General features: G+C 73.0%; 20 protein-coding genes. 11 read left to right on the top strand and 9 right to left on the bottom strand.

Annotated elements, in window-relative coordinates:
- Window positions 1-6: 6 nt before the first annotated feature.
- The 7 genes from MNZ29_RS06290 to ccoS are packed head-to-tail and all read left to right on the top strand — an operon-like array spanning window position 7 to window position 5862.
- Complete coding sequence (locus MNZ29_RS06290) at window positions 7-318, top strand: cbb3-type cytochrome c oxidase N-terminal domain-containing protein (protein ID WP_242353831.1); 312 nt, start codon at window positions 7-9, stop codon at window positions 316-318.
- Window positions 315-461, top strand: a complete 147-nt coding sequence (locus MNZ29_RS06285; RefSeq protein ID WP_242335999.1) for an LPXTG cell wall anchor domain-containing protein — start codon at window positions 315-317, stop codon at window positions 459-461. The genes MNZ29_RS06290 and MNZ29_RS06285 overlap by 4 nt, the downstream gene beginning before the upstream one ends.
- A complete protein-coding gene (locus MNZ29_RS06280; RefSeq protein ID WP_242353829.1) occupies window positions 445-1671 on the top strand; it encodes a 4Fe-4S dicluster domain-containing protein in 1227 nt (408 codons plus the stop codon). Before MNZ29_RS06285 ends, MNZ29_RS06280 begins: the two co-directional genes overlap by 17 nt.
- Window positions 1668-2513 carry a FixH family protein gene (locus MNZ29_RS06275; protein WP_242353819.1) on the top strand — a complete coding sequence of 282 codons (846 nt, stop codon included), beginning with the start codon at window positions 1668-1670 and terminating at the stop codon, window positions 2511-2513. Before MNZ29_RS06280 ends, MNZ29_RS06275 begins: the two co-directional genes overlap by 4 nt.
- The gene (locus tag MNZ29_RS06270; protein WP_242335990.1) at window positions 2510-3172 is read left to right on the top strand and encodes a sulfite exporter TauE/SafE family protein; all 663 of its coding nucleotides are present in this window, start codon (window positions 2510-2512) and stop codon (window positions 3170-3172) included. Before MNZ29_RS06275 ends, MNZ29_RS06270 begins: the two co-directional genes overlap by 4 nt.
- Window positions 3169-5649 carry a heavy metal translocating P-type ATPase gene (locus MNZ29_RS06265; RefSeq protein WP_242353808.1) on the top strand — a complete coding sequence of 827 codons (2481 nt, stop codon included), beginning with the start codon at window positions 3169-3171 and terminating at the stop codon, window positions 5647-5649. The genes MNZ29_RS06270 and MNZ29_RS06265 overlap by 4 nt, the downstream gene beginning before the upstream one ends.
- A gap of 9 nt (window positions 5650-5658) precedes the next feature.
- Window positions 5659-5862, top strand: coding sequence for a cbb3-type cytochrome oxidase assembly protein CcoS (gene ccoS / locus MNZ29_RS06260; protein ID WP_242353806.1), 204 nt, complete (start codon window positions 5659-5661; stop codon window positions 5860-5862).
- Between the two features lie 21 nt (window positions 5863-5883).
- On the opposite strand, the gene MNZ29_RS06255 is transcribed toward ccoS, so the two are convergent.
- The 3 genes from MNZ29_RS06255 to MNZ29_RS06245 form a co-directional block, all read right to left on the bottom strand.
- On the bottom strand, window positions 5884-6918 hold the full coding sequence (locus tag MNZ29_RS06255; RefSeq protein WP_242353804.1) for an endonuclease/exonuclease/phosphatase family protein: 1035 nt from the start codon (window positions 6916-6918) through the stop codon (window positions 5884-5886).
- A gap of 6 nt (window positions 6919-6924) precedes the next feature.
- Window positions 6925-7650: a GNAT family N-acetyltransferase gene (locus MNZ29_RS06250; protein WP_242353778.1), complete on the bottom strand. Its 726-nt coding sequence runs from the start codon at window positions 7648-7650 to the stop codon at window positions 6925-6927.
- 128 nt (window positions 7651-7778) lie between these two features.
- Window positions 7779-8030, bottom strand: a complete 252-nt coding sequence (locus MNZ29_RS06245) for an acyl carrier protein (protein WP_242353776.1) — start codon at window positions 8028-8030, stop codon at window positions 7779-7781.
- A gap of 703 nt (window positions 8031-8733) precedes the next feature.
- On the opposite strand from MNZ29_RS06245, the gene MNZ29_RS06240 reads away from it, so the two are divergent.
- The gene (locus MNZ29_RS06240; RefSeq protein ID WP_242353774.1) at window positions 8734-11025 is read left to right on the top strand and encodes a choice-of-anchor D domain-containing protein; all 2292 of its coding nucleotides are present in this window, start codon (window positions 8734-8736) and stop codon (window positions 11023-11025) included.
- A 71-nt stretch (window positions 11026-11096) separates the two neighbouring features.
- On the opposite strand, the gene MNZ29_RS06235 is transcribed toward MNZ29_RS06240, so the two are convergent.
- Genes MNZ29_RS06235 through MNZ29_RS06220 form a run of 4 tightly spaced genes read right to left on the bottom strand, consistent with a single transcriptional unit; the run spans window position 11097 to window position 16175 of the window.
- Window positions 11097-12371 (bottom strand): glycosyltransferase family 4 protein, encoded by a 1275-nt coding sequence (locus tag MNZ29_RS06235; protein ID WP_242335969.1) that lies wholly within the window; start codon window positions 12369-12371, stop codon window positions 11097-11099.
- Entirely contained in the window at window positions 12368-13549 is a 1182-nt protein-coding gene (gene wecB / locus MNZ29_RS06230; RefSeq protein ID WP_242335966.1) for a non-hydrolyzing UDP-N-acetylglucosamine 2-epimerase, read from the bottom strand. Before wecB ends, MNZ29_RS06235 begins: the two co-directional genes overlap by 4 nt.
- A 26-nt stretch (window positions 13550-13575) precedes the next feature.
- Window positions 13576-14817: an O-antigen ligase gene (locus MNZ29_RS06225; protein ID WP_242353772.1), complete on the bottom strand. Its 1242-nt coding sequence runs from the start codon at window positions 14815-14817 to the stop codon at window positions 13576-13578.
- Window positions 14814-16175, bottom strand: coding sequence for a lipopolysaccharide biosynthesis protein (locus MNZ29_RS06220; RefSeq protein WP_242353761.1), 1362 nt, complete (start codon window positions 16173-16175; stop codon window positions 14814-14816). Before MNZ29_RS06220 ends, MNZ29_RS06225 begins: the two co-directional genes overlap by 4 nt.
- 442 nt (window positions 16176-16617) lie before the next feature.
- On the opposite strand from MNZ29_RS06220, the gene MNZ29_RS06215 reads away from it, so the two are divergent.
- The 3 genes from MNZ29_RS06215 to MNZ29_RS06205 all read left to right on the top strand — a co-directional run bounded on the left by MNZ29_RS06215 (window position 16618) and on the right by MNZ29_RS06205 (window position 19122).
- Window positions 16618-17343 (top strand): sugar transferase, encoded by a 726-nt coding sequence (locus MNZ29_RS06215; RefSeq protein ID WP_308197048.1) that lies wholly within the window; start codon window positions 16618-16620, stop codon window positions 17341-17343.
- Window positions 17340-18404, top strand: a complete 1065-nt coding sequence (locus MNZ29_RS24870) for a GNAT family N-acetyltransferase (RefSeq protein ID WP_242353759.1) — start codon at window positions 17340-17342, stop codon at window positions 18402-18404. The genes MNZ29_RS06215 and MNZ29_RS24870 overlap by 4 nt, the downstream gene beginning before the upstream one ends.
- Window positions 18405-18480: 76 nt before the next feature.
- The gene (locus tag MNZ29_RS06205; protein ID WP_242335954.1) at window positions 18481-19122 is read left to right on the top strand and encodes a hypothetical protein; all 642 of its coding nucleotides are present in this window, start codon (window positions 18481-18483) and stop codon (window positions 19120-19122) included.
- Window positions 19123-19217: 95 nt separating this feature from the next.
- Here the strand turns inward: MNZ29_RS06205 and MNZ29_RS06200 are convergent, their stop codons facing one another.
- Window positions 19218-19505, bottom strand: a complete 288-nt coding sequence (locus tag MNZ29_RS06200; RefSeq protein WP_242335952.1) for an acyl carrier protein — start codon at window positions 19503-19505, stop codon at window positions 19218-19220.
- Window position 19506: 1 nt separating this feature from the next.
- The gene (asnB, locus tag MNZ29_RS06195) at window positions 19507-21516 is read right to left on the bottom strand and encodes an asparagine synthase (glutamine-hydrolyzing) (RefSeq protein WP_242353754.1); all 2010 of its coding nucleotides are present in this window, start codon (window positions 21514-21516) and stop codon (window positions 19507-19509) included.
- Window positions 21517-21527 lie beyond the last annotated feature (11 nt).

The following is a 21527-nucleotide window of genomic DNA, read 5'->3' as shown; positions in this document are numbered from 1 at the left end:
GACGCCATGGCCGAACGGCAGCAGCTCGATCCGCAGTTCGACGACGATCTCTCCCAGCTCGAGGCGCCGAAGGAGACCGCGAACAAGCTCCCCGTCGGCTGGCTCGTCCTGTTCTGGGGCCTCGTCGTCTGGGGCGTCTGGTACGCGTGGTCGTTCACCCCGGGGCTCGGCGGCTGGTCCCAGGCGCAGGACCTCGAGGGCGGCGGGGCGTCGATGGGCCTGAACGTGCTCGCCACGCTCGCCTTCACCGTGATCCCCGCGACCGCGGCGGTCCTCCTCGTCGCCGCCCAGCGCCGGAAGGGGAAGAGGCAGGCATGAGCCCGGAGACCGCCTACTTCGTCTTCGGCCTCACGCTCTGCGCCGCGCTCGCGGGGATCGCGCTCTTCTACTACTCGCGCAAGCGCAAGCACACGGTGGAGCAGGCGAAGTACCGGATGCTGGAGGATGACGACGAGCGGTAGCTTCCAGCGGTGGCGCCGGCTCGCTCTCGCCGCCCAGGGGCTCCTCTGGCTCGGGCTGCCCTTCGTCTCCGTCGGGGGCGAGAGCGTGCTGCGCCTCGACGTGCCGGCCGGGCGGCTGCACGCCTTCGGGGCGTCGTTCGCGATCGACGAGGCGTTCGTGGTCCTCGCCGCGACGCTCCTCCTCACCGCCGCGTTCCTGCTCGTGACGCTCGTGCTGGGGCGGGTGTGGTGCGGCTGGTCCTGTCCGCAGACGCTCCTCGGGGAGCTCACCCGCCTCGTCGAGCCGGACCCCCGGCGGAAGCGCCCGCGCTGGCGGCGCCCGGCGGGCCTCGCGCTCGTCGCGCTCGCGTCCGCCCTCGTCGCGGCGAACCTGCTCTGGTACTTCGTGCCACCCGGGGAGTTCTTCCGCAGGCTCGGCGCGGGCACGCTCGGGCCGGTGCTCGGCGGCGCCTGGCTCGCGATGGGTGGCGTCCTGTTCGCGGACCTCGTCTTCCTGCGCCAGACGTTCTGCGCCACGGTCTGCCCGTACGCGAAGCTGCAGGGCGTCCTCTTCGACCGGCACACGCTCGTCGTGGCGTACGACCGGCGCCGCGCCGCGGACTGCGTCGACTGCGGCGCGTGCGTGCGCGTGTGCCCGACCGGCATCGACATCCGCGACGGGCTGCAGATGGAGTGCATCGCCTGCGCCGCGTGCGTGGACGCGTGCGCGCCCATCATGGCGAAGCTCCGCCGCCCGCCGGATCTCGTCGGCTACTTCCTCGGCGAGCCCGGCACCCCGCGCAGGCTCGCGCGCCCGGGCGTCCTCGCGCTCGCCGGCGCGACCGCCGCCGCGCTCGCGCTCCTCGTCGCGGTCGTCGCGGGACGAGGGCTCGTGGACATGAACGCGCTCGCCGAGGCGGCGTTCGCGCCGCGGCGCGCCGCCGACGGGCGGGTCGTGAACGCCTTCAGCGTCGCGCTCGAGAACCACGGCCGCGCGCCCGTCACCGTCGGCCTCGCGCTCCGCGCCGGCGCCGCCGAGGTGGCCGTCCGCCCGGACGTCGTGGAGCTCGGCCCGGGCGAGCGGCGGCAGGTCCGGCTCGTCGCGAGCGCGCGCGGGCTCGACCGCGCGGGGCGCGTGCCGGCCGAGCTCGTCGCCGAGGTGCGCCGCGGCGGCGCGGCGGTCGAGCGCGACCGCCAGTCGGTCTCCCTCGTCGTCCCGGAGGTCAGGTGATCCACGCAACGAAGCTCGCGTTCACGGGGGCGGTGGTCGCCGGGCTCGGCGCCGTCGTCGGGACGATCTGGATCGGCGCCCGCGTGAAGGAGGAGACGATCGTCGCCGACCCCTACGAGGAAGGGCTCCGCTACGACGCCGAGCGCCACGCGCGCGCGACGCTCGGCTGGGACGTGTCGCTCGCCGCGAAGCCGTCCTCGCCGGGCGAGGTGACGCTCCCGTTCGCCGTGGCCGACGGGCAGGGCAGGCCGGTCGCCGGGGCCGTCATCGCGGTGAGCGTGGCGCGGCTCGACACGAGCCGGGGGGTGGAGACCGTGGCGGCGCGGCCGGACGGGATCGGGCGGTATGCGGCGGAGGTCGACCTCCCCGCCGCCGGCCCGTGGCTCCTGCGGTTCGACGTGCGGCGCGGCGGCGACCGGGTGCGGATCGAGAAGGTCGTCCACGTCGGCGCGCCCACGGCGGACCCCCGGCGCGCCGCCGCAGGGGAGAGCGCGGCCCCCTGCGATCTGGGCCGGGGCCCCTGCACGCGCCCGCTCGACGGCGGCGGCGAGGTGACGCTCGAGCTCGGCCCGCGCCCGCTGCGCACCATGCGCACGCTCGCGGTCGCCGCCGAGGTGCGCGGCGCGCCGGGCGCCGCCGTGGAGGTCTCCTTCGCGATGAACGGGATGGAGATGGGGCGGAACGCGAGCGCGCTCGCGCCCGCGGGGGAGGGGCGCCACGCCGGGAAGGCGGTGCTCGTGCGCTGCCCGAGCGGGCGGAGGGACTGGACGGCGGAGGTCAGGGTGACCTCGCCGGAAGCGCCGGCGCGGACGGCGAGGTTCGAGCTCACGGTGGCCGAGTGACCGACGCCGTCGCGATGGCGTTCGTGACCGGCCTGCTCGGCGGGTTCGGCCACTGCATCGGGATGTGCGGGCCGCTCGTCGGCTCGTTCGCGCTCGCGAGCGGTGCGCTCGGACCGCGCCGCTCGCTGGCGGGGCAGCTCGCCTACCACGCGGGCCGGGTCACCACCTACGCGACGCTCGGCGCGGTGATGGGGCTCACGGGCTCGTTCGTGAACGTGGCGGGCAGGCTGGCCGGGCTGCAGGACGTCGTCGCCGTCGTCGCGGGCGTGCTCATGATCCTGGTCGGCCTCGGCGCGGCGGGCCTCTCGGGCGGGCTGAAGCGCCTGGAGGCGCGCGCGTCCGCCCGGGTCGTGCGGCTCGTGCGCGGGCTCCTCTCCGGCGGCGGCCCCGGGCGGCTCTACCCGACGGGCCTCGCGCTCGGGCTCCTCCCGTGCGGCCTCTCGTGGACCCTGTTCCTCGGCGCGGCGGGCACGGGCAGCCCGTCCGAGGGGCTCCTCCTCGCGCTCGCCTTCGGGCTCGGCACCGTCCCGGCCCTGCTCCTCGCCGGCGCCCTGGGGGCGCTCCTCGGCGCGCGCGCGCGGGGCGTCCTCTACCGGGCGGGCGGGCTCCTCGTCGCGGTGCTGGGCGGCGTGTTCGTCGCCCGCGGGCTCGGCCTGTGAAGCCGGTCTGCGACCACTGCCTGCTCGAGTTCCCCGAGCGCGAGGAAGTCCGCGTCGAGATCGCGGGGCGGGCGCACGTGTTCTGCTGCGGCGGCTGCCGCGGCGTCTTCGAGCTCGTGCACGCGGAGGGGCTCGGCGCCTACTACGACACGCGGCGGTGGGAGGGGCCGGGCGCGCCAGTGAGGCCGGACGGGCTCGAGGCGGACCTGCCCGCGTTCCGCGAGGCGGTCCGCCACGGCGAGGAGGGCGACGAGATCGAGGTCTACGTCGACGGCATCCGCTGCGCGTCGTGCGTGTGGCTGAACGAGCGGCTCCTCTCGCGGACGCCGGGCGTCACCTTCGCGCGCGTGAACTACGCGACCCACCGCGCGCGCGTGCGCTGGGATCCGGCGCGCGCCGGGCTCGAGACGGTGCTCGGCCGCATCCGCGCCGCGGGGTACCTCCCGAAGCCGTGGTCCGACACGGAGCAGGCGGCGGCGCAGCGGGCGGAGGCGAGGGATCTGCTCGTCCGGCTCGGCACCGCCGGGTTCCTCGCCTCGCAGCTCATGATCTACCAGGCGGCCCTCTACGCCGGGTACTTCCAGGGGATCGACGCGGGGACGCGCCGGCTCATGGAGTGGATCTCGCTCGGGCTCACGCTGCCGGTCTTCTTCTACGCGGGCGCGCCGTTCCTCCGCGCGACCGCGAGCGGGCTCCGCCACCTGCGCTTCAACATGGACTCGCTGGTCGTCTTCGGCTCCGGCGCGGCGCTCGTGTACTCCGTGTTCCAGATGCTCCGCGGAGGCGAGGTCTACTTCGACACCGCCGCGATGATCCCCACCCTCGTGCTCGTCGGCCGGTTCGTGGAGGCGAGCGCGAAGGGCCGGGCCTCCGAGGCGGTGGCGCGCCTCGCCCGGCTCGCGCCGCGCGAGGCGCGGCGCCTCGCGCGCGGCGCCGGCGGGTGGGAGGAGCCGCGGAGCGTCCCGGTCGCGGAGATCCGTCCGGGCGATCGCCTCGCGGTCGTGCCCGGCGAGCTGATCCCGCTCGACGGCACGGTCGTCGACGGCGCGTCGGAGGTGGACGAGTCGCTCGTCACGGGAGAGTCGCGGCCGGTCGCGAAGGCGCCCGGCGCGGCCGTGATCGGCGGGACGGTGAACGGGACGGGCGCCCTCGTCGTGGAGGTCACGCGCGTCGGGAAGGACACCGTCCTCGCCGGGATCGTCCGGGCCGTCGAGGAGGCGCAGGTCGCGAAGCCGCGCATCCAGGCGGTGGCGGACCGGGTCGTCGGCGTGTTCGTGCCGGCGATGCTCGTCCTCGCCGCGGGGACGCTCGTCTTCTGGCTGGCGCGCGGCGCGCCCGTGGACCGGGCGCTCATGACCGGCATCTCGGTGGTGGTGATCGCCTGCCCCTGCGCCCTCGGGCTCGCGACGCCGATCGCGGTCATCGTCTCCACCGGGCTCGCGACGCAGCGCGGGCTCCTCGTGAAGGGGGGAGACGTGGTCGAGCGCGCCGGGCGGGTGACGGACGTGCTGCTCGACAAGACGGGCACGGTCACGCGCGGCAGGCCGGTCTTGCGCGAGGTGGTCGTGGTGGACCCCGCGCTCGGGCGGGAGGCGGCGCTGGCGCTGGCGGCCGCGGTGGAGTCGCGCAGCGAGCACCACGTCGGCCGGGCGATCGTGGAGGCGGCAAGGGCGCTGCCCGAGGCCGCGGTCGAGGTGGAGGGGTTCCGGGCGGTGCCGGGGAGGGGAGTGGTGGCGCGGGTGCGGGAGATGGGCGGGTGGCCGACCCCGACCTCGACCCCGGCCGACGCCGCTTCCATCCTCATCGGCAACCGCGCCCTCCTCGCCGACCACGGCGTCTCCCTCGGCGCGGACGCCGACGCCCGCGCCCGGGGGCTCGAGGAGCGCGGCGAGACGGTGGCGTTCCTCGCGGTGCGGGGCGCGGTCGCCGCGCTCCTGTCGGTCGCCGACGTGGTGCGCGACGAGGCGCCCGAGGCGATCGCGCGCCTCCGGGCGCTGGGCGTCCGCGTCGCCCTCGTGAGCGGCGACACGCAGATCACGACCGGCGCCGTCGCGGCCGCGCTCGGGGTGGAGGCGATCGCCGAGGCGAGCCCGGTGGAGAAGCGCGCCGTGGTCGCCCGGCGCCAGGCGAAGGGCAGGCGCGTGCTCTTCGCGGGCGACGGCATCAACGACGCCCCCGCGCTCACGCAGGCCGACGTCGGAGCGGCGATGGGGCGCGGCACCGACGTGACGATGGAGAGCGCCGACGCGGTGCTCGTCCGCGACGACCTCCGGCTCGTCGCGGAGCTCGTCCGGCTCTCGCGCCGGACCCTGGCCGTCATCCGCCAGAACGTGTTCTGGGCCTTCTTCTACAACGCGATCGCGATCCCGCTCGCGATGGCGGGCCTGCTCCACCCGATCGTGGCGGCCGGGGCGATGGCGGCGAGCTCGCTCTTCGTCGTGCTGAACTCGGTGCGCCTGCGCGGCGCGCTGGGCTAGAGACCTTCCATGTCGATCGGCTTCCTCGTGGTCCTCTCGCTGGCGCTCGGGGTCGCCGCGTGGCTGTTCTTCATATGGACGGTGAGGAGCGGGCAGTACGACGATCCCGAGGGGCCGAAGTACCGGATGCTCGACGACGACGAGGGAGAGAGGCCGCCGCCGCACGAGCGCGGGGAGGCGCCGCGGCCGCCCCCCGGAGGCGGCGGCGGGTAGGGTCGCGCGGGCGAAACGCCCTCACGGGCGGCGTCGGGCGGCCGCGCCGAGCGCGCGGCCCGTCACGCCCTGCGGCTCGGCGGCGCGCGGCGCGAGCTCCGCGAGGACCGGCCGGTGGTCGGATCCGCCGCTGTCGTCGAGCGTCTCGGCCCGGATCGCGACGAGCGCCTCCGAGAAGAAGATGTGGTCGATGCGCACGAGCGGCACGGCGGGGACCGCGCCGAACGGGAGCCAGACGTGCGCCGGATACGTGAAGCCGAACCCGAACCCGCGATCGTCGTGGGCGCTGTGGAGCGCGCGCGTCACCATGCCGTAGAGCTGGGAGCGGTCGGGCGCGTTGAAGTCTCCTCCCAGGATCACGGGCCCCGTCTCCCGGAGCACGTCCTCCTGCAGGAGCGCCTCGATCTGCGAGTAACGGTCATGCCATCCGCCGCGGCGCAGCGGGTGGACGTTGTAGATGGCGATGGGACCCGCAGGGGATCGCAGCACCGCTCGTTGCGCCTTGCCCTTCGTCCTCATGCTGCCCGACGCCTCCACGGGGTACCGGCTCACGATCCCTTGCAGGAGCTGCGGGTCGTACGCGACGTGGACCTCCGCGCCGCCGCTCGCCTCCCGGAGCGCCTCGACGACCCCCGCGAAGATCTTCGGCCGGATCTCCTGAACGAGGAGGAGATCCGGGCGCTGTCGATCGATGGCGCGCGCGATCCGCTGCACGTCCAGGTTCCTCGACCAGGTGTTGTAGCTCATCACCCGGAGGGAGAAGCCGGAGGAAGCCGGAGGGGCGGGCTTCGATCGGAACAGCGGCGCATGGGCGGCGGTGATGATGGCGATCGAGGCGGCCGCCACGGCCGCGAGGGCCCGGTGGTGCGTGAGCCACGCGGCGGCGGCGCCGGGTACGAGGACGGCGAGCAGCCACGGCATCACGTAGCCGGTGTAGCGGGTGACGAGGAACGCGTCGCCGAACGCGGGGCGCAGGGCGAGCCCGGCGAGGATGGTCGAGCCGAGGAGCCACCCTGCCATGACGAGGACCGGACGCATCTCGGCGCGTGAGGCCATCATCCGTCAGGGCTGCGGGGTGTCCACGCCGGACGATGGCGAGCGCGCCGGGGGCGCAGGGGCCGCGTCGGGACCCGCCGGGCGCCCGGAGACGCGCGCGACCTTCGGGAACGCCGTCTCGAGCCAGAGGAACTTGTGGATCGTGACGCGCGGAAGCTCCCGGTAGCCGAGGAGGCGATGAACCCACAGCGCCGGCAGGTTGCCGGCGTCGTAGTAGCCGTACGCCCTGCGCACGCCCGCGGCGCGGAGGTGGTGGAGCGCGCGCGACATGAAGTAGGTGGCCATGCCGCCGCCGCGCTCGTCCGCGGCGAGGTGCATGTCGAACATGTAGACGTCGTCCTCGCCGAGGTCTATCCCGAACCACCGGAGGTGCGGGTGGATCCCGCGCGTCCGGGCCGTGCGCCGGCCCACGTACCAGTAGTCGGCGATCACCTTCCTGCCGCGCGTCATCACGAGGGTGCGGTAGCCGCGCTCGACGTAGCGCTTCACGCGCGCGCCGCGGCTTTCCTCCGGGTGGTCCAGCTCGAAGCGGTCCACGTTCTCCGGGCCGATCTCGAAGAGCTCGAGCCCGGGACCGGGCGGCGCAGCGACGGGCTTCAGGGCGGAGAGGTCCTTCTCGATCGGGACCGCCTCCTCGCTGCGATGGAGCGCGAACCGGCAGGCCGCGGCGAGGCCGTGGTCGCGCGCGTACTCGCGGAACTGGAGGTACCGGAACCGCCAGGCGCTGGTCATTTCCGTTCGTCTTCCGGCGGGACGCGCGCGAGGACCTCCGTGCGGTCGCGCTGTGAGGGGCCGAGCGAGGCGTGCCGTGCGACCGGGAGCGAGGGGGTCATGGTCGTTCCCGAGGAGCGGAGAGCGCCTCAGCGGTGGCGGGCCACGAAGGACGCGATCGCCTCCACCGAAGAGAAGTTCTCGGGGAGAATCTCGCTCTCCCGGACCCGGATCGCGAAGGTAGACTCCAGGAAGCCGATGAGGTGCATGATCCCCATCGAGTCGATGACACCTGCGGTGATGAGGTCGTCACGATCTCCGATCCGGAGGTGCTCGGAGGCCCTCATGAGCTCCCCCGTGATGAAGCCTCGGACCGCGTGACGCACCTCGCCTCCCGTCATCCGATTCTCCTCTTCATGCTCATTGCGTCGCCTCCGCGCCGGAGGCCGTGACTCCACCCTCGAGCCCGCCACGGGCGCGTGGAGTGGATGTTTGTTTCCGTCTCGCGTCCACGCCCGGCAAGCCCCCACTGCGGACGGTGCGCTTCGGGGCGCGGATGGCGCAGACGCGGACCCGCCGGGGCCCGGCGGGCGCGCGTCGTCGCTGCCAGGTCGCTGCGGCGTCCCCTCGCACCACCCCCGCATCGTCAAAGCTCGTCGGCGTCCTTCCGCCTGGCCGCCGCCCCGCACCGCGAGCGCCTTCTCGGCACGGGCTCCACGGATGAGGGAGCAGCGGGTCGTCAACTCACCGGTACCACGAGCGAATTCCTGAGTGCGCACGCACTCAGGGGTTCGTTTGTACCCGTACGATAAGTTTACGGCTATGACATTCAGATCAGGGCCTTTGCCAAAATCCTGAGCAATCTCCGCCATATTCGTACCTGCTACCCTTTCGCTCCTACACGGCTGCCGTGGTCTCTACGGCCCCAGGACCACGGAGCAAGCAGCCGTGGAAAGCCCTGCTGGGCCTGCAGCTGAGCCGCCAAGAGGGATGAAAGGGAACGCCCGAATGCACAAGTTCTTCGCCGGACACGCTGCCTTGCTGACACTCGCTGGACTGCTCGCTCTCGTCGCCTGCGGCGGCGGGGATACGTCGTCACAGCCAGTGACGGCGACCCCGTCGGAGGTGTCCTTCGGCGAGGTGGACGTGGCTGGCGACGCGGCGCAGACGGTCACGCTCACCAACACCTCCGCCGCTCCGCTCACGATCACCGACGTGACCCCCACCGGGAAGTGGGCCATCACCTCCGGTCGAGCGCTGCCGGTGACGCTCGCCCCGGGCGAGCAGACGAGCCTGTTCGTGGAGCTCGCCCCCGTGACGTCGGGTGACGTCGCCGGCGCGATCTCTGTGAGCAGCTCCGCCCAGACCGGCTCGACCACGCTCGTCCGGTTCAACGGAAGGGGCGTGAAGTACGCGAACCAGCTGGACGCGGCACCGGGTGCGCTCGTTTTCCCGGACGTGCCGGTCGGGGCGATCGCCCAGCAGGTCGTCACGGTGACCAACTCCTCGAGCCGCCCCGCCCAGGTCACGAGCATCTCGGTGCTCGGCCGGGACGTCACCGCCAGCGGGCTCACGCTGCCCGCCACCATCGCGGCGGGGGAGAGCGCCACCCTCACGGTCGCGTTCGCCCCGAGCATCGCGGGCGCGGTGGCTGGCAGCGTGTCCATCAACGGCACCCAGCCGCGTCCGCTCGCCGTCGTGGAGTTCAGCGGGAACGGGCTGTCCCCGGCCGTGTCGCTCGGCACGACGCCGACCGCCCTGGACTTCCGGGACGTGACGATCGGGAGCTACAGCGCGCAGAGCGTCACGCTCACGAACCCCTCCAGCGCGCCGGTGACCGTGTCCGAGGTCGCGACGACCGGGACGGGGTTCACGGCTTCCAGCGGAAGCCTGCCCACCACCCTCGCGCCCGGCGCCGCTGCGACGGTGACGGTGAGGTTCACGCCCACCGCCAGCGGGCCGTCGAGCGGCAGGCTCGTCGTGAAGAGCGCGACCCAGGCGGATCCGCTCGCCGCCGTCGACTTCGCGGGCACCGGCGTCCCCGCCGCGAGCATCACGAGCGTGACGGTACGTGATACCGCCGTGGCCGCGGGGCAGACGGTTCAGCTCGTCGCCGACGTGGTCGTGGTCGGGACCATCGATCGCTCGGTCCGGTGGGCCGTGGAGAGCGGCTCCCTCGGCACGGTGGACGCCCAGACCGGCGTCTACACCGCGCCCGCGACCGGCGGCACGTACCGGGTCTCGGCGACGAGCGTCGCCGACCCGACCCGGAAGGCCACCGGCTCCGTGACGGTGTCCGCGCCGGTGGTCGCCCCGACGCCCGCGCCGTCCGGCCCGACGACCCCCGCGGACCCGAGCCTGCGGACCGTGGCGCAGTGGGAGAGCCTGTTCCTGCAGAGCTGGGACAGCGAGAACGTGAACACGTACCTCCCGCTGAGCACCTCGGGGAACAGCTGGAAGTACTACAACCTCGCGTACGGCATCGACGGCCTGACCGCGATGTTCGAGGCGACGGGGAACACGAAGTACCTCGATCGCGCGCTCCTCTACATCCACAACGTCATCGCCAGCGCCGTCCCCTCCTCGTCCCTGCCGAACAGCCAGTTCAAGGACGGCTACCTGGGCTGGGGGGCGTGGGATCACCCGTACGACACGAGCCTGGTCGGCGGCGAGTACCCGCTCACGGAGAGCTACTGCTTCAGGTACGTGACGAAGCTGCTCCGGGTCATGCGCAACAACCCGGCGGTCTACGCGGATCCCGGCTACCGGAAGACCTACGACGACGTCCTCGCGTTCACGAAGAAGAACATCTTCGAGAAGTGGGCAACCCGCGGTTCGGAGAACCTGTACCGCAGCAGGACCCACATGGCGTCCCACTGGGCGTTCATCGCGGCGGATCTCTGGGTGCTCAGCTCGGATCCCGCCGAGCGCGCGACGTACCGGACCGTGGTGGACAACGTCAACCTCCACCTGCCCAACTACTCCTCGTCGCTGCGGCAGCAGATGAAGCCCGCCGCCGGAGACCCGGGCGCGTACTTCTGGAGCGACGTCTGGGGCTCCAGCGCCGCCCCCGGGCAGGACGTCAGCCACGGCAACAACGTCATCGCCTACATCGTGGAGGCGCACGACCTCGGCATCGAGTGGACCGACGCCGACGTTCACGCGCTGTCGAAGACGCTCCTCGACCACATCTGGATCTCCACCTCGACCGGCTACCAGTACGGGCAGTACGTGGATGGCAGCGGCGCGGGGAACGGCTGGTTCAACGACGGCTTCTGCAAGCTCGGCCGCTACGACGTCGCCGTCCAGAAGCGGCTCGAGTCGCATCCGGTCGGGCAGGGCATGCAGCTCTACGGGAACGCGGCGCTGAACGCGAAGATCCTCAACGGTCGGTAGCGGCTCGCGGGTCGTCCTCGATCCGCGATGAGGGCCTCCAGCGGCTCCGGTCGCTGGAGGCCCTCGCGCGTTCAGGTCTGGGCGGCGCTCTCGTGCGGCCGGCGGCCGGCTCGCGGCGTGCCGACCAGCTCCTTCATCGACTCGAGATACCGCGCCGCGAGCGCCTGGCGAGCGGCGTTCGCCTCGACCCAGGCTCGCCCGTTGCGCCCCATCTCCGCGCACGCCACGGGATCGTCGGCGAGCCGCCGGATCGCCTCGGCGATCGCCCGCCCGTCCTCCGGGGGAACGAAGACCCCGGCGCGCGCGTCCGTGCACACCATCGCGCGCGCCACGCCGTCGATGGCGAGGAGCGTCGGGCGAGCACAGGCCATGTAGTCGAAGACCTTGTTCGGGTAGACGGTGCGGAAGGTCGGGTTGTCCTGCAGCACCGCGGCGCCGACGTCGCAGGCGTTGACGAACTCGGGCATGCGCGCCTTCGGCTGCTCTCCGCAGAAGACGATGTTCGTCAGGCCCTTCTCGCGAGCCGCGCGCTCGTGCCTGGCGCGCTCGGTGCCGTCTCCGACGGTCGCGATGAGGATGTCGGGGCGGTCCCGCAGCCGCTCCGCCGCGTCGACGAGCTGGCCGAGGGCGTTGGCCCTGCCGTGGGCGCCGGCGTACATGACGACGAAGCGATCGCCCCAGCCCTGCTCGCGGCGCACCGCGTTCTCCCGGGGGCCCGGCCAGAACTGGTCGAGATCGGCGCCGTTCGGGACGCAGATGATCTTCTCGGCCGGGGCGAGGCCGCGGCGCAGGAGATCGTCGCGGAAGGCGGGGGTGAGCACGTTGATGCGGTCCGCCACCCGGCACGACCAGCGCTCGAGACGGTAGAGGAGGCGCGTCAAGACGGCCTTCTCGCGGAGCACGCCCGTCGTGACCGCGCTCTCGGGCCAGAGATCGCGGATCTCGAAGATGAGCCGCGCGCCGCGCGCCCTGGCTGCGAGCCAGCCCGGCACCGCCACCACGATCGGCGGCGAGGTGGCGATGACCACGTCGGGGCTTCCGGCGCGGAGCGCCGCCGTCGCGGCGGAGAACATGAAGGCGAAGAACCCCCACGCGCGCCCGAGATAGCCCTTGCCGTAGAGCTCCGGGACGTAGCAGCGCCAGACGTCGACCTTGCCGTCCCGCTCGCGGGTGTTCCAGCGCCCCTTGTACTGCTCGGGCACCTTGCCGGTGGAGTGCTGGATCGTCCCGGCCACGACCGTCACGTGGTGACCGGCCTCGGACCAGAGCCGCGAGAGCTCGTTGAAGCGCGACCCGCAGGCGCGCCCGGGCATGCCGTAGTACTGGTGGATGACGAGGATCCTCACGTTCCCCTCCCGTGCCTCACGCCGGCAGCCAGCCGGGGCGGCTCGCCCGGCCCGTCCGTCTCTCCGGCTCGTGTCCACGCGAGGCTCGCGATCACGCGGGCGATCCGTTCGCTCGCCTTCCCGTCCCAGAGGGCCGGGACGCGGCCCGGCCGGCTCCCTCCGTCGAGCGCGCGTGACGCCGCGGCGGCGATCGCCCCCGGGTCGGTGCCCACGAGCTCGTTCGTCCCCTCGGTGACGGTGATCGGGCGCTCGGTGTTCTCGCGGAGCGTGAGGCAGGGGATGCCCAGCGCCGTCGTCTCCTCCTGGAGACCGCCCGAGTCGGTGAGGACGAGCCTCGCCTGCGAGGTGAGCCCCAGGAAGTCGAGATAACCGAGCGGCTCGCAGAGGTGCAGTCCGCGCAGCGCCTCGACCCGCCCGCCGAGGCCGAACTCCTGGAGCCGGGCGCGCGTGCGCGGATGCACGGGGAACACGACGGGGAGCCGCCGCTGGACCTCCTCCAGGGCGTCGAAGATGCCCCGGAGCACCTCCGGATCGTCCACGTTCGAGGGCCGGTGGAGCGTCAGGACCGCGTAGTCGCCGGCCCGGACCCCCGCCCTCGAGAGCGCGCGCGTCTCGCGCGCCCTCGGCAGGTGCTCGAGCAACGAGTCGATCATCACGTTCCCGACGCGAAAGATCCGGGCCGGATCGACGCCCTCGTTCCGCAGGTTCTCGTCGCCGTCGGCCGAGGGCGTGAAGAGGACGTCGCAGAGGCGGTCGGTGACGATCCGGTTCACCTCCTCCGGCATCTCCAGGTCGAAGGACCGGAGCCCCGCCTCGACGTGCGCGCACGGGATGCGCAGCTTGGCGCAGTCGATCGCGCACGCCATCGTGGAGTTGACGTCGCCGGCGACCACGACGAGGTCGGGCCGCTCGTCCACGCACACGCGCTCGAACGCCACCATGACCCTCGCGGTCTGCTCCGCGTGCGAGCCCGAGCCCACTCCGAGGTGGAGGTCGGGCTCGGGGAGCCCCAGGTCGGAGAAGAACACGTCCGACATCGCCGCGTCGTAGTGCTGGCCGGTGTGGACGAGCCGCTGATCGGCGAACCCCGCGCCGGCGATCGCCCGCATCACGGGCGCGATCTTCATGAAGTTCGGCCGCGCCCCGACGACGTGCAGGATCTTTCTTCGTTCGCGCATGGTCCTCATCTCTACGCCGCGTCCGATCACGGACCGGCTCGGGAGGCGAGCTCCGCCCGGAGTGATGGCGGCCCGGCGGCGACCGGGGCCGCCGCCGGCGGCTGGACGCTGGACAGCAGGAGGAACGCGAACAGCGCCCGGCTGTCGAACAGGTCGCCGCTGAACTGCGCCGCGACGAGCATGAAGGCGAACCCCGCGAGCGCGGAGCCGTCCGGCCGGCGCTCCCCCCGGAGGGAGGCGACGGCGCCCGCCCCGAACGTCAGCGAGAGCAGCGCCACGCCGAGGATCCCGGCCTCGCAGAACGCCTCCAGGAACAGGTTGTGGGGGTACACCCCGAGCCGCCGCCCGGAGAACGCGGCGAGCCCGTCGCCGAACACCGGCTCCTTGAGCGCGAGCTGGTAGGCGGAGCGGTAGAGCCGGGTCCGTCCGGACGTGTACTGCTCCTGCAGCAGCAGCTGATTGACGCGGCGCTCGTAGGTCTCGAGCGCCGCCGCGCCGATGGGCGAGTAGGTGGCGGTGATCGCGAACACCACCGCGGCGAGCACGAAGCCGGGCACGAGGCGCCTCGCGTTCCGCAGCTCCGACACGAGGAACACGCCGACCCCGAGGACGAGCGCGATGAGCCCCCCGCGTGAGCCGCTCAGCATCACGAGCACGAGCGAGATCGCGGCGATCGGCATGAACAGCCAGGAGCGGCCGTGGCGCCTCCAGAAGAACAGCGCCGCCAGCGCGAGGTAGCCCATGAGCCGCGCGAAGGAGTTCGGCCCGCCGCCCATCACGGACAGGCGCTCCCCGACCGCGCCAGAGGTGACGAGACGCACCAGCGCGACCGTCGCCAGGAGCCCGGCCACCGCCAGCACGCCCGCCCACATCCAGCGCAGCACCCGCCCCGAGTCGTCGCTCCAGAGCGCCCGGGCGAGGCCGAAGGTGGCCGCCGCGACGAGCACGACCTCGTACAGCTTGACGGCGGCGAGCACGGGGTCCGGAGCCCACGCGGCCGTGGCCACCCAGTACGTGAAGAACACGAAGAGGGCCGGGACGGTCAGCCCTCCGCGGCCGCGCGCCCCCGCCGACGGCTGGGCCTTCGCCATGAGCGACACGCACACGAGCAGCAGCACCACCCAGAAGCGAACCTCGGTGTAGAACGGGTGCTCCGTGGCGGCGTCGCCGAGGCGGGAGAGCGTCCAGCGACCGACGAGCAGGTACACCGCGGTGAGCACGCCGCACGCGGCGGCAGCGAGCCTCGAGGTGCCAGGCGTGCCCGTCATGCCGCCGACCGGAGGTCCCGCAGCGCGACGCGGGTCGCCCAGGCGTTCCCCGCCACCTGGACGGCCGCCCCGCAGCACATCGCGACCGCCGCGCCCATGTTGCCGTGGCGCGGCACCAGCACGGCGCAGGCGAGCGCCGACACGATCGCGCTGGCGGCCAGGATGAGCGGCTGGATCCGGAGCGCGCGCAGCGCGGTCATGGCGTACTGGAGCAGCACGGCCGCGTAGCCCATGACGGCGGCGAGGATGAGGACGAGCAGCACGTACGCCTGCGTGGCGTACTCCGGGCGGTAGAGCGCCGCGAGCAGGGGCCGGCCCAGGAGCGCGACGACCGCGAGCGCGACGGCGCCGACGCCCGAGACGAGCCCGATCATCCGCAGGAGGAGGCGACGGAAGCGCCGCCCCTCGCCGCTCGCGTGGTACGACGCCAGCCGGGGGCTCGCGGACTCGCCGAGGGCCGTCATGAAGCGCGCCCCGATGATCATGAGGTACCCGGCCGCCGCGAAGAAGCCGAGCTCTCGCGCCCCGAGCAGCCGCTCGACGAAGAGGCGCGGGATGTTCGTCAGGAGCGACGACAGGAGCGCGGCGAACCCGAGCGGCAGCGCCATCCGGGAGAGCGTGCGCAACGCCGGCCACCGCCAGCGGGCGCGCAGCGGGCCGCCGTGCACGGCCCTCGCGAGCCGGTTGGCCTGGGGGATGTCGTAGAGCACCAGCACGGCGATCCAGGCGGCGGCCACGCCGACCACGGCCCACGTCAGGGACCGTCCGAAGCGGAGGCCGGCCGCGAGCCCGGCGAGCGACGACAGCCCCTTCACCATGTGGGAGCGGGAGATGAGGCTCATCCGCTCGTGGCGCTGCATGAACCCGAAGTACACGTCGCTCAGGGACTCCGCGCTCTTGGCCGCGGCGACGGTCACGATCGCGATCCCGGTGGCGCCGGGGTACACGACCACCGCCAGCGTCACGAGCAGCGCGACCGCAAGGGACAGCGAGAGCAGGCGGAGGGCGAGGTAGTCGCCGAAGCCGTAGGCCTCGCGCGCGTCGGTCGCCTGTACGCCGCGCAGGTTCAGGTTCGCGGCCATGATCACGGGGGCGGTCACCGCGAAGGCCAGCGCGAACTGGCCGACCATCTCGGGCGTCCCGAGCTTCGCGATCACGATCAGCATCGCCCACTGGCAGCCGCCGTAGACGCCGTTGCCGGCGAGGGTCCACAGCACGTTTCGCCGGAGGCTCATGCGGGCCCGGGGCACCGCCACGGCGGGCGCGGCCTGCTCCGGGGGGAGGGCGACGACGTGCGGTGCCGGCCGCCCGGACTCCGGCGCGTCCAGGCGCTCGACCGAGCGAGTGCCCGAGGTCATGCGCGTGTCCCCGGGGCTCGGGTCACGCTCGGTGCATGGGGAGCGCGTCCGCCGGGGGGCGTGCTGCCCGGCGTGCCGGAGACGAGCCGGGCGTGGATGGAGACGGGCGGCATGGGTCCTCGCGGCTGGCCCGAACTCGACGAGACCGCACCGCCGACGATCTGGGCGCGGCAGGCGAACGGCAATGAGCGCGAATGGGGCGGCGAGGAGGCGAGCTCGAGCGGGGCGACCGCTTCGGGCGGATCGCGCGCGGAAGCCCGGCCGCCGCGGAGCGCCGCGCGGCCCGCGGTCCGCGGTCCGCGGTCCGGTCCCATGATGGCCCGTGTAAGGGGAGGGCTCCGGCAATACCGTCAAGTGCCGCGCAAGGGAACGCCGGGTGGAACAGGGCTCGCGCCCTCGCCTCCAGCGGCCGGTTCACCACGGCAGGGAGCCCGTCCTGAACGTGAGCAGGGGCATCGCGCTGAAGGTGAAGCGGGCGCTCGACGTCTGCGGAGCCGGGGTGGGGCTCGTGCTCGCCTCGCCGGTCCTCGCGGTCGCCGGAGCCGCGATCCTCGTCACGCAGGGGCGCCCCATCCTGTTCCGTCAGACTCGGCCGGGGCTCGGCGGCGCGCCCTTCACGATCTACAAGCTCCGGACGATGCGCCCTCCGCGCGCGGACGAGGTCTGGTACCAGACGGACGCGCAGCGGGTGACCCGCCTCGGACGCTTCCTGCGCGCCACCAGCCTGGACGAGCTCCCCGAGCTCTGGAACGTCCTCCGAGGCGAGATGAGCCTCGTGGGGCCCAGGCCCCTGCTCGTCGAGTACCTGGACCAGTACACGCCGGACGAGCGGCGCCGGCACGACGTGCGCCCGGGGGTCACGGGGTGGGCGGCCGTCAACGGCCGCCATGCGCTCAAGTTCAAGGAGCGGCTCGCGCTCGACGTCTGGTACGTCGACCACTGGAGCCTCCGGCTCGACCTCCGGATCCTCGCGCTGACGGTGTATCAGGTGCTGCGCCGCTCGGACGTCCACGAGACGCAGGACATCGCCGAGATCGGGTTCCCGCTCCCAGGAACGGTCCGCACGAGCGGCGCTCCCGCGGGCGGCGAGCCCGCCGCCGCGCGCGCGCAGCCCGGGATGCAGGCGGGCGGGCGCAGCGCCCCGGGCGCGGAAGGTGGCCGCGGGTGAGGTTCCGGGTCCTCGACGCAGCAGACGCGGGCGACGTCGCCACCTGGCTCGCGATCTGGAGCGCCTGGCCGGCCAAGGAGGTCGTGACTCGCCCCGAATACGCGCAGCTGTTCGCGCGGCCCGGGGATCGCGCCGTGTGCGTGGTGGGGGAGGACGAGGGTGGCGCCATCCTGTTCCCGCTCATCCTCCGGCCGCTCGCCCTCGAGCCCTGGGCGCGCCGGGGGGAGCTGCGCCGGGACGCGATCACGCCCTATGGCTACGGGGGGCCCTTCGTGTGCGGCGGCGGAGTGCGGGATCAGGCCGCCTTCTGGGCCGCGTACGGGGAGTGGTGCCGCGACGAGCGGATCGTCACGACCTTCGCCCGCCTGTCGCTGTTCGCGGAGCAGCTCGCCCCCATGCCGGGTCGGGTCGAGGTGAGATCGCAGAACGTGGTCGTGCGCCTCGACGGCGGCAGCGAGGGCCTGTGGCGCAACTACGAGTCGAAGGTGCGCAAGTGGGTGCGGCTCGCGGAGGCCGCCGGCGTGACGGTCGAGGTCGACCGCGACGGCAGCGGGCTCGACGCGTTCTTCGAGGTGTACACGCACACCATGCAGCGGCGGCGCGCGGACGAGTTCTACTTCTTCCCTCGGTCGTTCTTCGAGTCGATCGTGACGCGGCTCGGCGGCCGCTTCGTCTTCTTCCACGCGCGCGCCGGGGGGAAGGTGGTCTCCTCGGACCTCGTGCTCTGCGCGGACGAGCACGTGTACTACTTCCTCGGCGGCACGCTCGAGGAGGCGTTCGCGCTCGGACCGAGCTACCTCGTCAAGCACCGGATCGCCGAGTGGTCGATGGGCGAGGGGAAGCGCCGGTACGTGCTCGGCGGCGGGCACGAGCCGGACGACGGGCTGTACCGGTACAAGCGGGCCTTCGACCGGCGCGGAGCGGTGCCTTTTCGCGTCGCCGCGCTCGTCCACGACGAGGTCGCCTGCCGCGAGCTCGCCGACGCTCGCGCGGCGCACGCCTCACGCGAGGGGAAGCCCTGGCGCCCGAGGACCGGCTTCTTCCCTGCGTACCGCGCCTGACGCGCACGGAGAGGCGAAGAGGGTTCGCGCCCACCGGCACGACTTCCGGGCGCTGGCGAGGTGGAAGGTGGTCGACATGCCAGCTTCGTCGTCGCTCGACAGAGTCCGCCTGGTCGTGTCCAGCCTGGGGTTCACCGTCCCGCTGGTGTACCTGCTGAAGCGCGTCGCCTATCAGGATCACTTCTATCATCTGAGAGCGCCGATGGGACGCCTTCGCTTCCCTCGGCTGCGCTCCGACATTCGCTGCGAGCTGGCGACCGAGGCGGACCTCGACGAGATCGTGAGAGGTCTCGGAGCGCTCGACCTGGCCTCCCGCAAGGAGGTCGTCGCCCGCGTCCTCTTCCATCGGGCCGGGTTCTCCAGCTGCTACATCGGGCGGAGCCCGCAGAACGAGCTCGTCTCGATGCAGTGGTTGCTCCGCCCGCAGGACAACGCGCTGCTGGAGCGGCAGCGCCGGCGCCTCTACTACCCGCTGCGGAGCGACGAGGCCATGGTCGAGAACATCTTCATCTTCCCCCGGTTCAGGGGGCTGTCGGTGTTCCCCACCGTGAACCACTTCGTGCTCGACCTCGCGAAGCGCGAGGGGTTCCGCGCCTGCAACGCCTACATCCGCAAGGACAACGTCCCGTCGCTCAACGCGTTCATGGGGCTGGGCTTCCAGATCCAGAAGCTGCTCACGGGCTACAACCTGGCGGGGCTCTCGTGGAGGAACCTGTGAGCGTGCCGGCTGTTCGAACGGTGGCTGCGCCCCCGCCCCTGCCCGCCGGGTCCCGTGCGCCGCCGCGAGCGGCTTCGCCGCTTCCGCGGCGTCCCTCACGCCGCTGAGACGTCCCCGCTCGTGAACGACGTCGGGCCGTTCGCCTGCCGCTTCCGCGCGACGAAGGAGGCGATCCGCTCGATGGACTCGAGGTTGTCGGGCGTCGTCTCGTCGTCGCGGACGCGGATGCCGAACTCCTCCTCGACGAAGGCGATGATCTCGAGCACCCCGGTGGAGTCCACCAATCCGCTCGTGACCAGGAGGGCGTCGTCGGCGAGCTCCGCCGGATCGCTCACGTAGAAGTTCTCGAGGATGAACGCCCTGATGCGTTGCTGGACCGTCACCTCACACCCCCGCTGCCATGCCCGATCCGGGCCGGCCGCACGCTCCGGACAACCTGTCGACGAACGTCCGGAACTCCACCCCCGGCGCCCGCGAAGGCACCTGCCGGATGAGTTGCTCATGGAGCAGCGCCGTCGAAAGCACGCCGACGAGGGCCATGTTGTCGAAATTGGAGAGCTGCCCGCCGGCCGCCGACGCCTGGCACTTGCGCCACAGGCGCGCGACCGCGCCGCGATCGAAGACGCCGGCGTTCCCGACTGCCCGCTCGCTCGTCAGGTCCTCGATCCAGCCCGGAGCGCCGGGGCCCACGAAGGCCTGCGCGTCGGGAGCGCGATAGGGCTGCTTGGATCGCTCGACGACTCCGTCCGGGACGAGGCCTCGCGCGACCCGCTTCAGGACGTGCTTCTCGTCGAGGCCGCGCAGCTTGAACGCGTCGGGCAGCCCGTTCGCCAGCTCCACCACGTGGGCGTCGAGGAACGGGAACCGGCCCTCGATCGAGTGGGCCATGAGCATCCGGTCGCCCTGCGACGAGAGCAGGTAGCCGGAGAGGAGGGTCCGCGCCTCCAGATACTGATCCTGGGCCAGGGAAGACCAGCCGGGGAACTCGGCGGGAACCGAGGCGAGCAGCCGCTCCACGACGTCCACGCGCCGCAGCCGATCTCGCAGCTCGGCGCTGAAGAGCCGCTGCAGGGCCGCCGCGCTCTGCCAGCGCGGCTGGTGCGCGAAGCCGGGTGTGTCCCACTGGGCTCGCCCGCGCCCGAAGAACTCGCGGGCGAGGGTTCGCTGCGAGACCGGTGAACGGACCAGGTAGGGGTAGAGCCGCTCGAGCAGGCGCGGGCGCAGCGCCGACTCGGGCTGGCGACCCCAGAAGCGCCGGATCTTTCCCTCCCGGAAGAGGTCGTACCCGGCGAACATCTCATCGGCGCCCTCGCCGGTCAGGACCACCTTGATGCCCGCCTCTCGCACCTGCCGCGAGAGCAGGAAGAGCGGCGCCGGACCGGTGCGGAGCAGCGGACGCTCCGCGTGCGCGACCACCGCGGGGAACGCCGCGCGGATGTCCTCGCGGCTGACGACGAGCTCGTGGTGCTCGCTCTCGAGGCGCTCCGCGACGGCGCGCTGGTAGGGCGTCTCGTCGAACTCGAGATCCTCGAACCGCACCGAGAACGTGCAGAACCTCCCGCCGCTCACGCGGCGTCCCAGCGCGGCCACGAGCGAGCTGTCGAGGCCGCCCGAGAGGTAGCTCCCCACCGGCACGTCGGCGCGCAGCATGCGCAGGCGCACGGCGTCCTCGAGCGCCGCGCGGACGCGCTCCGCGGCCTCGCCCGGCGAGCTCGCCGGCGCGGCCCCCTCGGCGTAGCGGGGCGTCCAGAACGCCCGGTCCACCGTGCCCCGCCGCGAGATCCTGCGCACGTGACCCGGCTCGAGCTCCGTGACCCCCTGGAACACGGACTGGGGGGGCACCACGGTCCAGAAGGTGAACGTCTCGGCGAGGCCCACGGGGTCGAACGCGCGCGTGAGCGCGGGAGCGCCGGCGAAGATCGCCTTCACCTCGCTCGCGAACCACAGCCGGCCGCCGTGCTCGCACAGGTACAGCGGGCGGACCCCGAGCCGATCGCGGGCGAGGATCAGCGTCTCCTCCGTCGAGTCCCAGAGCGCGATGGCGAACTGTCCGTTGAAGCGCTCGAAGGCCTGCTCGGCCCACGACTCGTACGCGTGGACGATGACCTCCGTGTCGCTCCGGGTCCGGAAGCGGTGCCCCAGCGCCTCGAGCTCCGCGCGCAGCTCGACGTAGTTGAAGATCTCTCCGTTGAACGTCACCCACAGCGATCCGTCCTCGTTGCAGAGCGGCTGCTGCCCGGTGAGGAGATCGATGACCGAGAGCCGCGCGTGGCCCAGGCCCGCGTGCGCGTCCCGATACAGGCCGAACTCGTCCGGCCCGCGATGGCGCAGGGCGGAGACCATGGCCGTGAGCTCGTCGAGCGACTGCGGAGGCAGGCCTTCGCGTAGCGCCACGAAGCCGGCGA

This window comes from Anaeromyxobacter sp. SG64 (assembly GCF_022690745.1).
Classification (GTDB): domain Bacteria; phylum Myxococcota; class Myxococcia; order Myxococcales; family Anaeromyxobacteraceae; genus Anaeromyxobacter; species Anaeromyxobacter soli.
The sequence above is the reverse complement of the archived record's forward strand: the minus strand, read 5'-3'. Positions and strand labels throughout refer to the sequence as shown.

Excerpts from the sequence above, each read along its gene's own strand:
- MNZ29_RS06290 (WP_242353831.1), top strand. The coding sequence starts at position 7 with ATGGCCGAACGGCAGCAGCTCGATCCGCAGTTCGACGACGATCTCTCC.
- MNZ29_RS06285 (WP_242335999.1), top strand. The coding sequence starts at position 315 with ATGAGCCCGGAGACCGCCTACTTCGTCTTCGGCCTCACGCTCTGCGCC.
- MNZ29_RS06280 (WP_242353829.1), top strand. The coding sequence starts at position 445 with ATGACGACGAGCGGTAGCTTCCAGCGGTGGCGCCGGCTCGCTCTCGCC.
- ccoS (WP_242353806.1), top strand. The coding sequence starts at position 5,659 with ATGTCGATCGGCTTCCTCGTGGTCCTCTCGCTGGCGCTCGGGGTCGCC.
- MNZ29_RS06255 (WP_242353804.1), bottom strand. The coding sequence starts at position 6,918 with ATGGCCTCACGCGCCGAGATGCGTCCGGTCCTCGTCATGGCAGGGTGG.
- MNZ29_RS06250 (WP_242353778.1), bottom strand. The coding sequence starts at position 7,650 with ATGACCAGCGCCTGGCGGTTCCGGTACCTCCAGTTCCGCGAGTACGCG.
- MNZ29_RS06245 (WP_242353776.1), bottom strand. The coding sequence starts at position 8,030 with ATGACGGGAGGCGAGGTGCGTCACGCGGTCCGAGGCTTCATCACGGGG.
- wecB (WP_242335966.1), bottom strand. The coding sequence starts at position 13,549 with ATGCGCGAACGAAGAAAGATCCTGCACGTCGTCGGGGCGCGGCCGAAC.
- MNZ29_RS06225 (WP_242353772.1), bottom strand. The coding sequence starts at position 14,817 with ATGACGGGCACGCCTGGCACCTCGAGGCTCGCTGCCGCCGCGTGCGGC.
- MNZ29_RS06220 (WP_242353761.1), bottom strand. The coding sequence starts at position 16,175 with ATGACCTCGGGCACTCGCTCGGTCGAGCGCCTGGACGCGCCGGAGTCC.
- MNZ29_RS06205 (WP_242335954.1), top strand. The coding sequence starts at position 18,481 with ATGCCAGCTTCGTCGTCGCTCGACAGAGTCCGCCTGGTCGTGTCCAGC.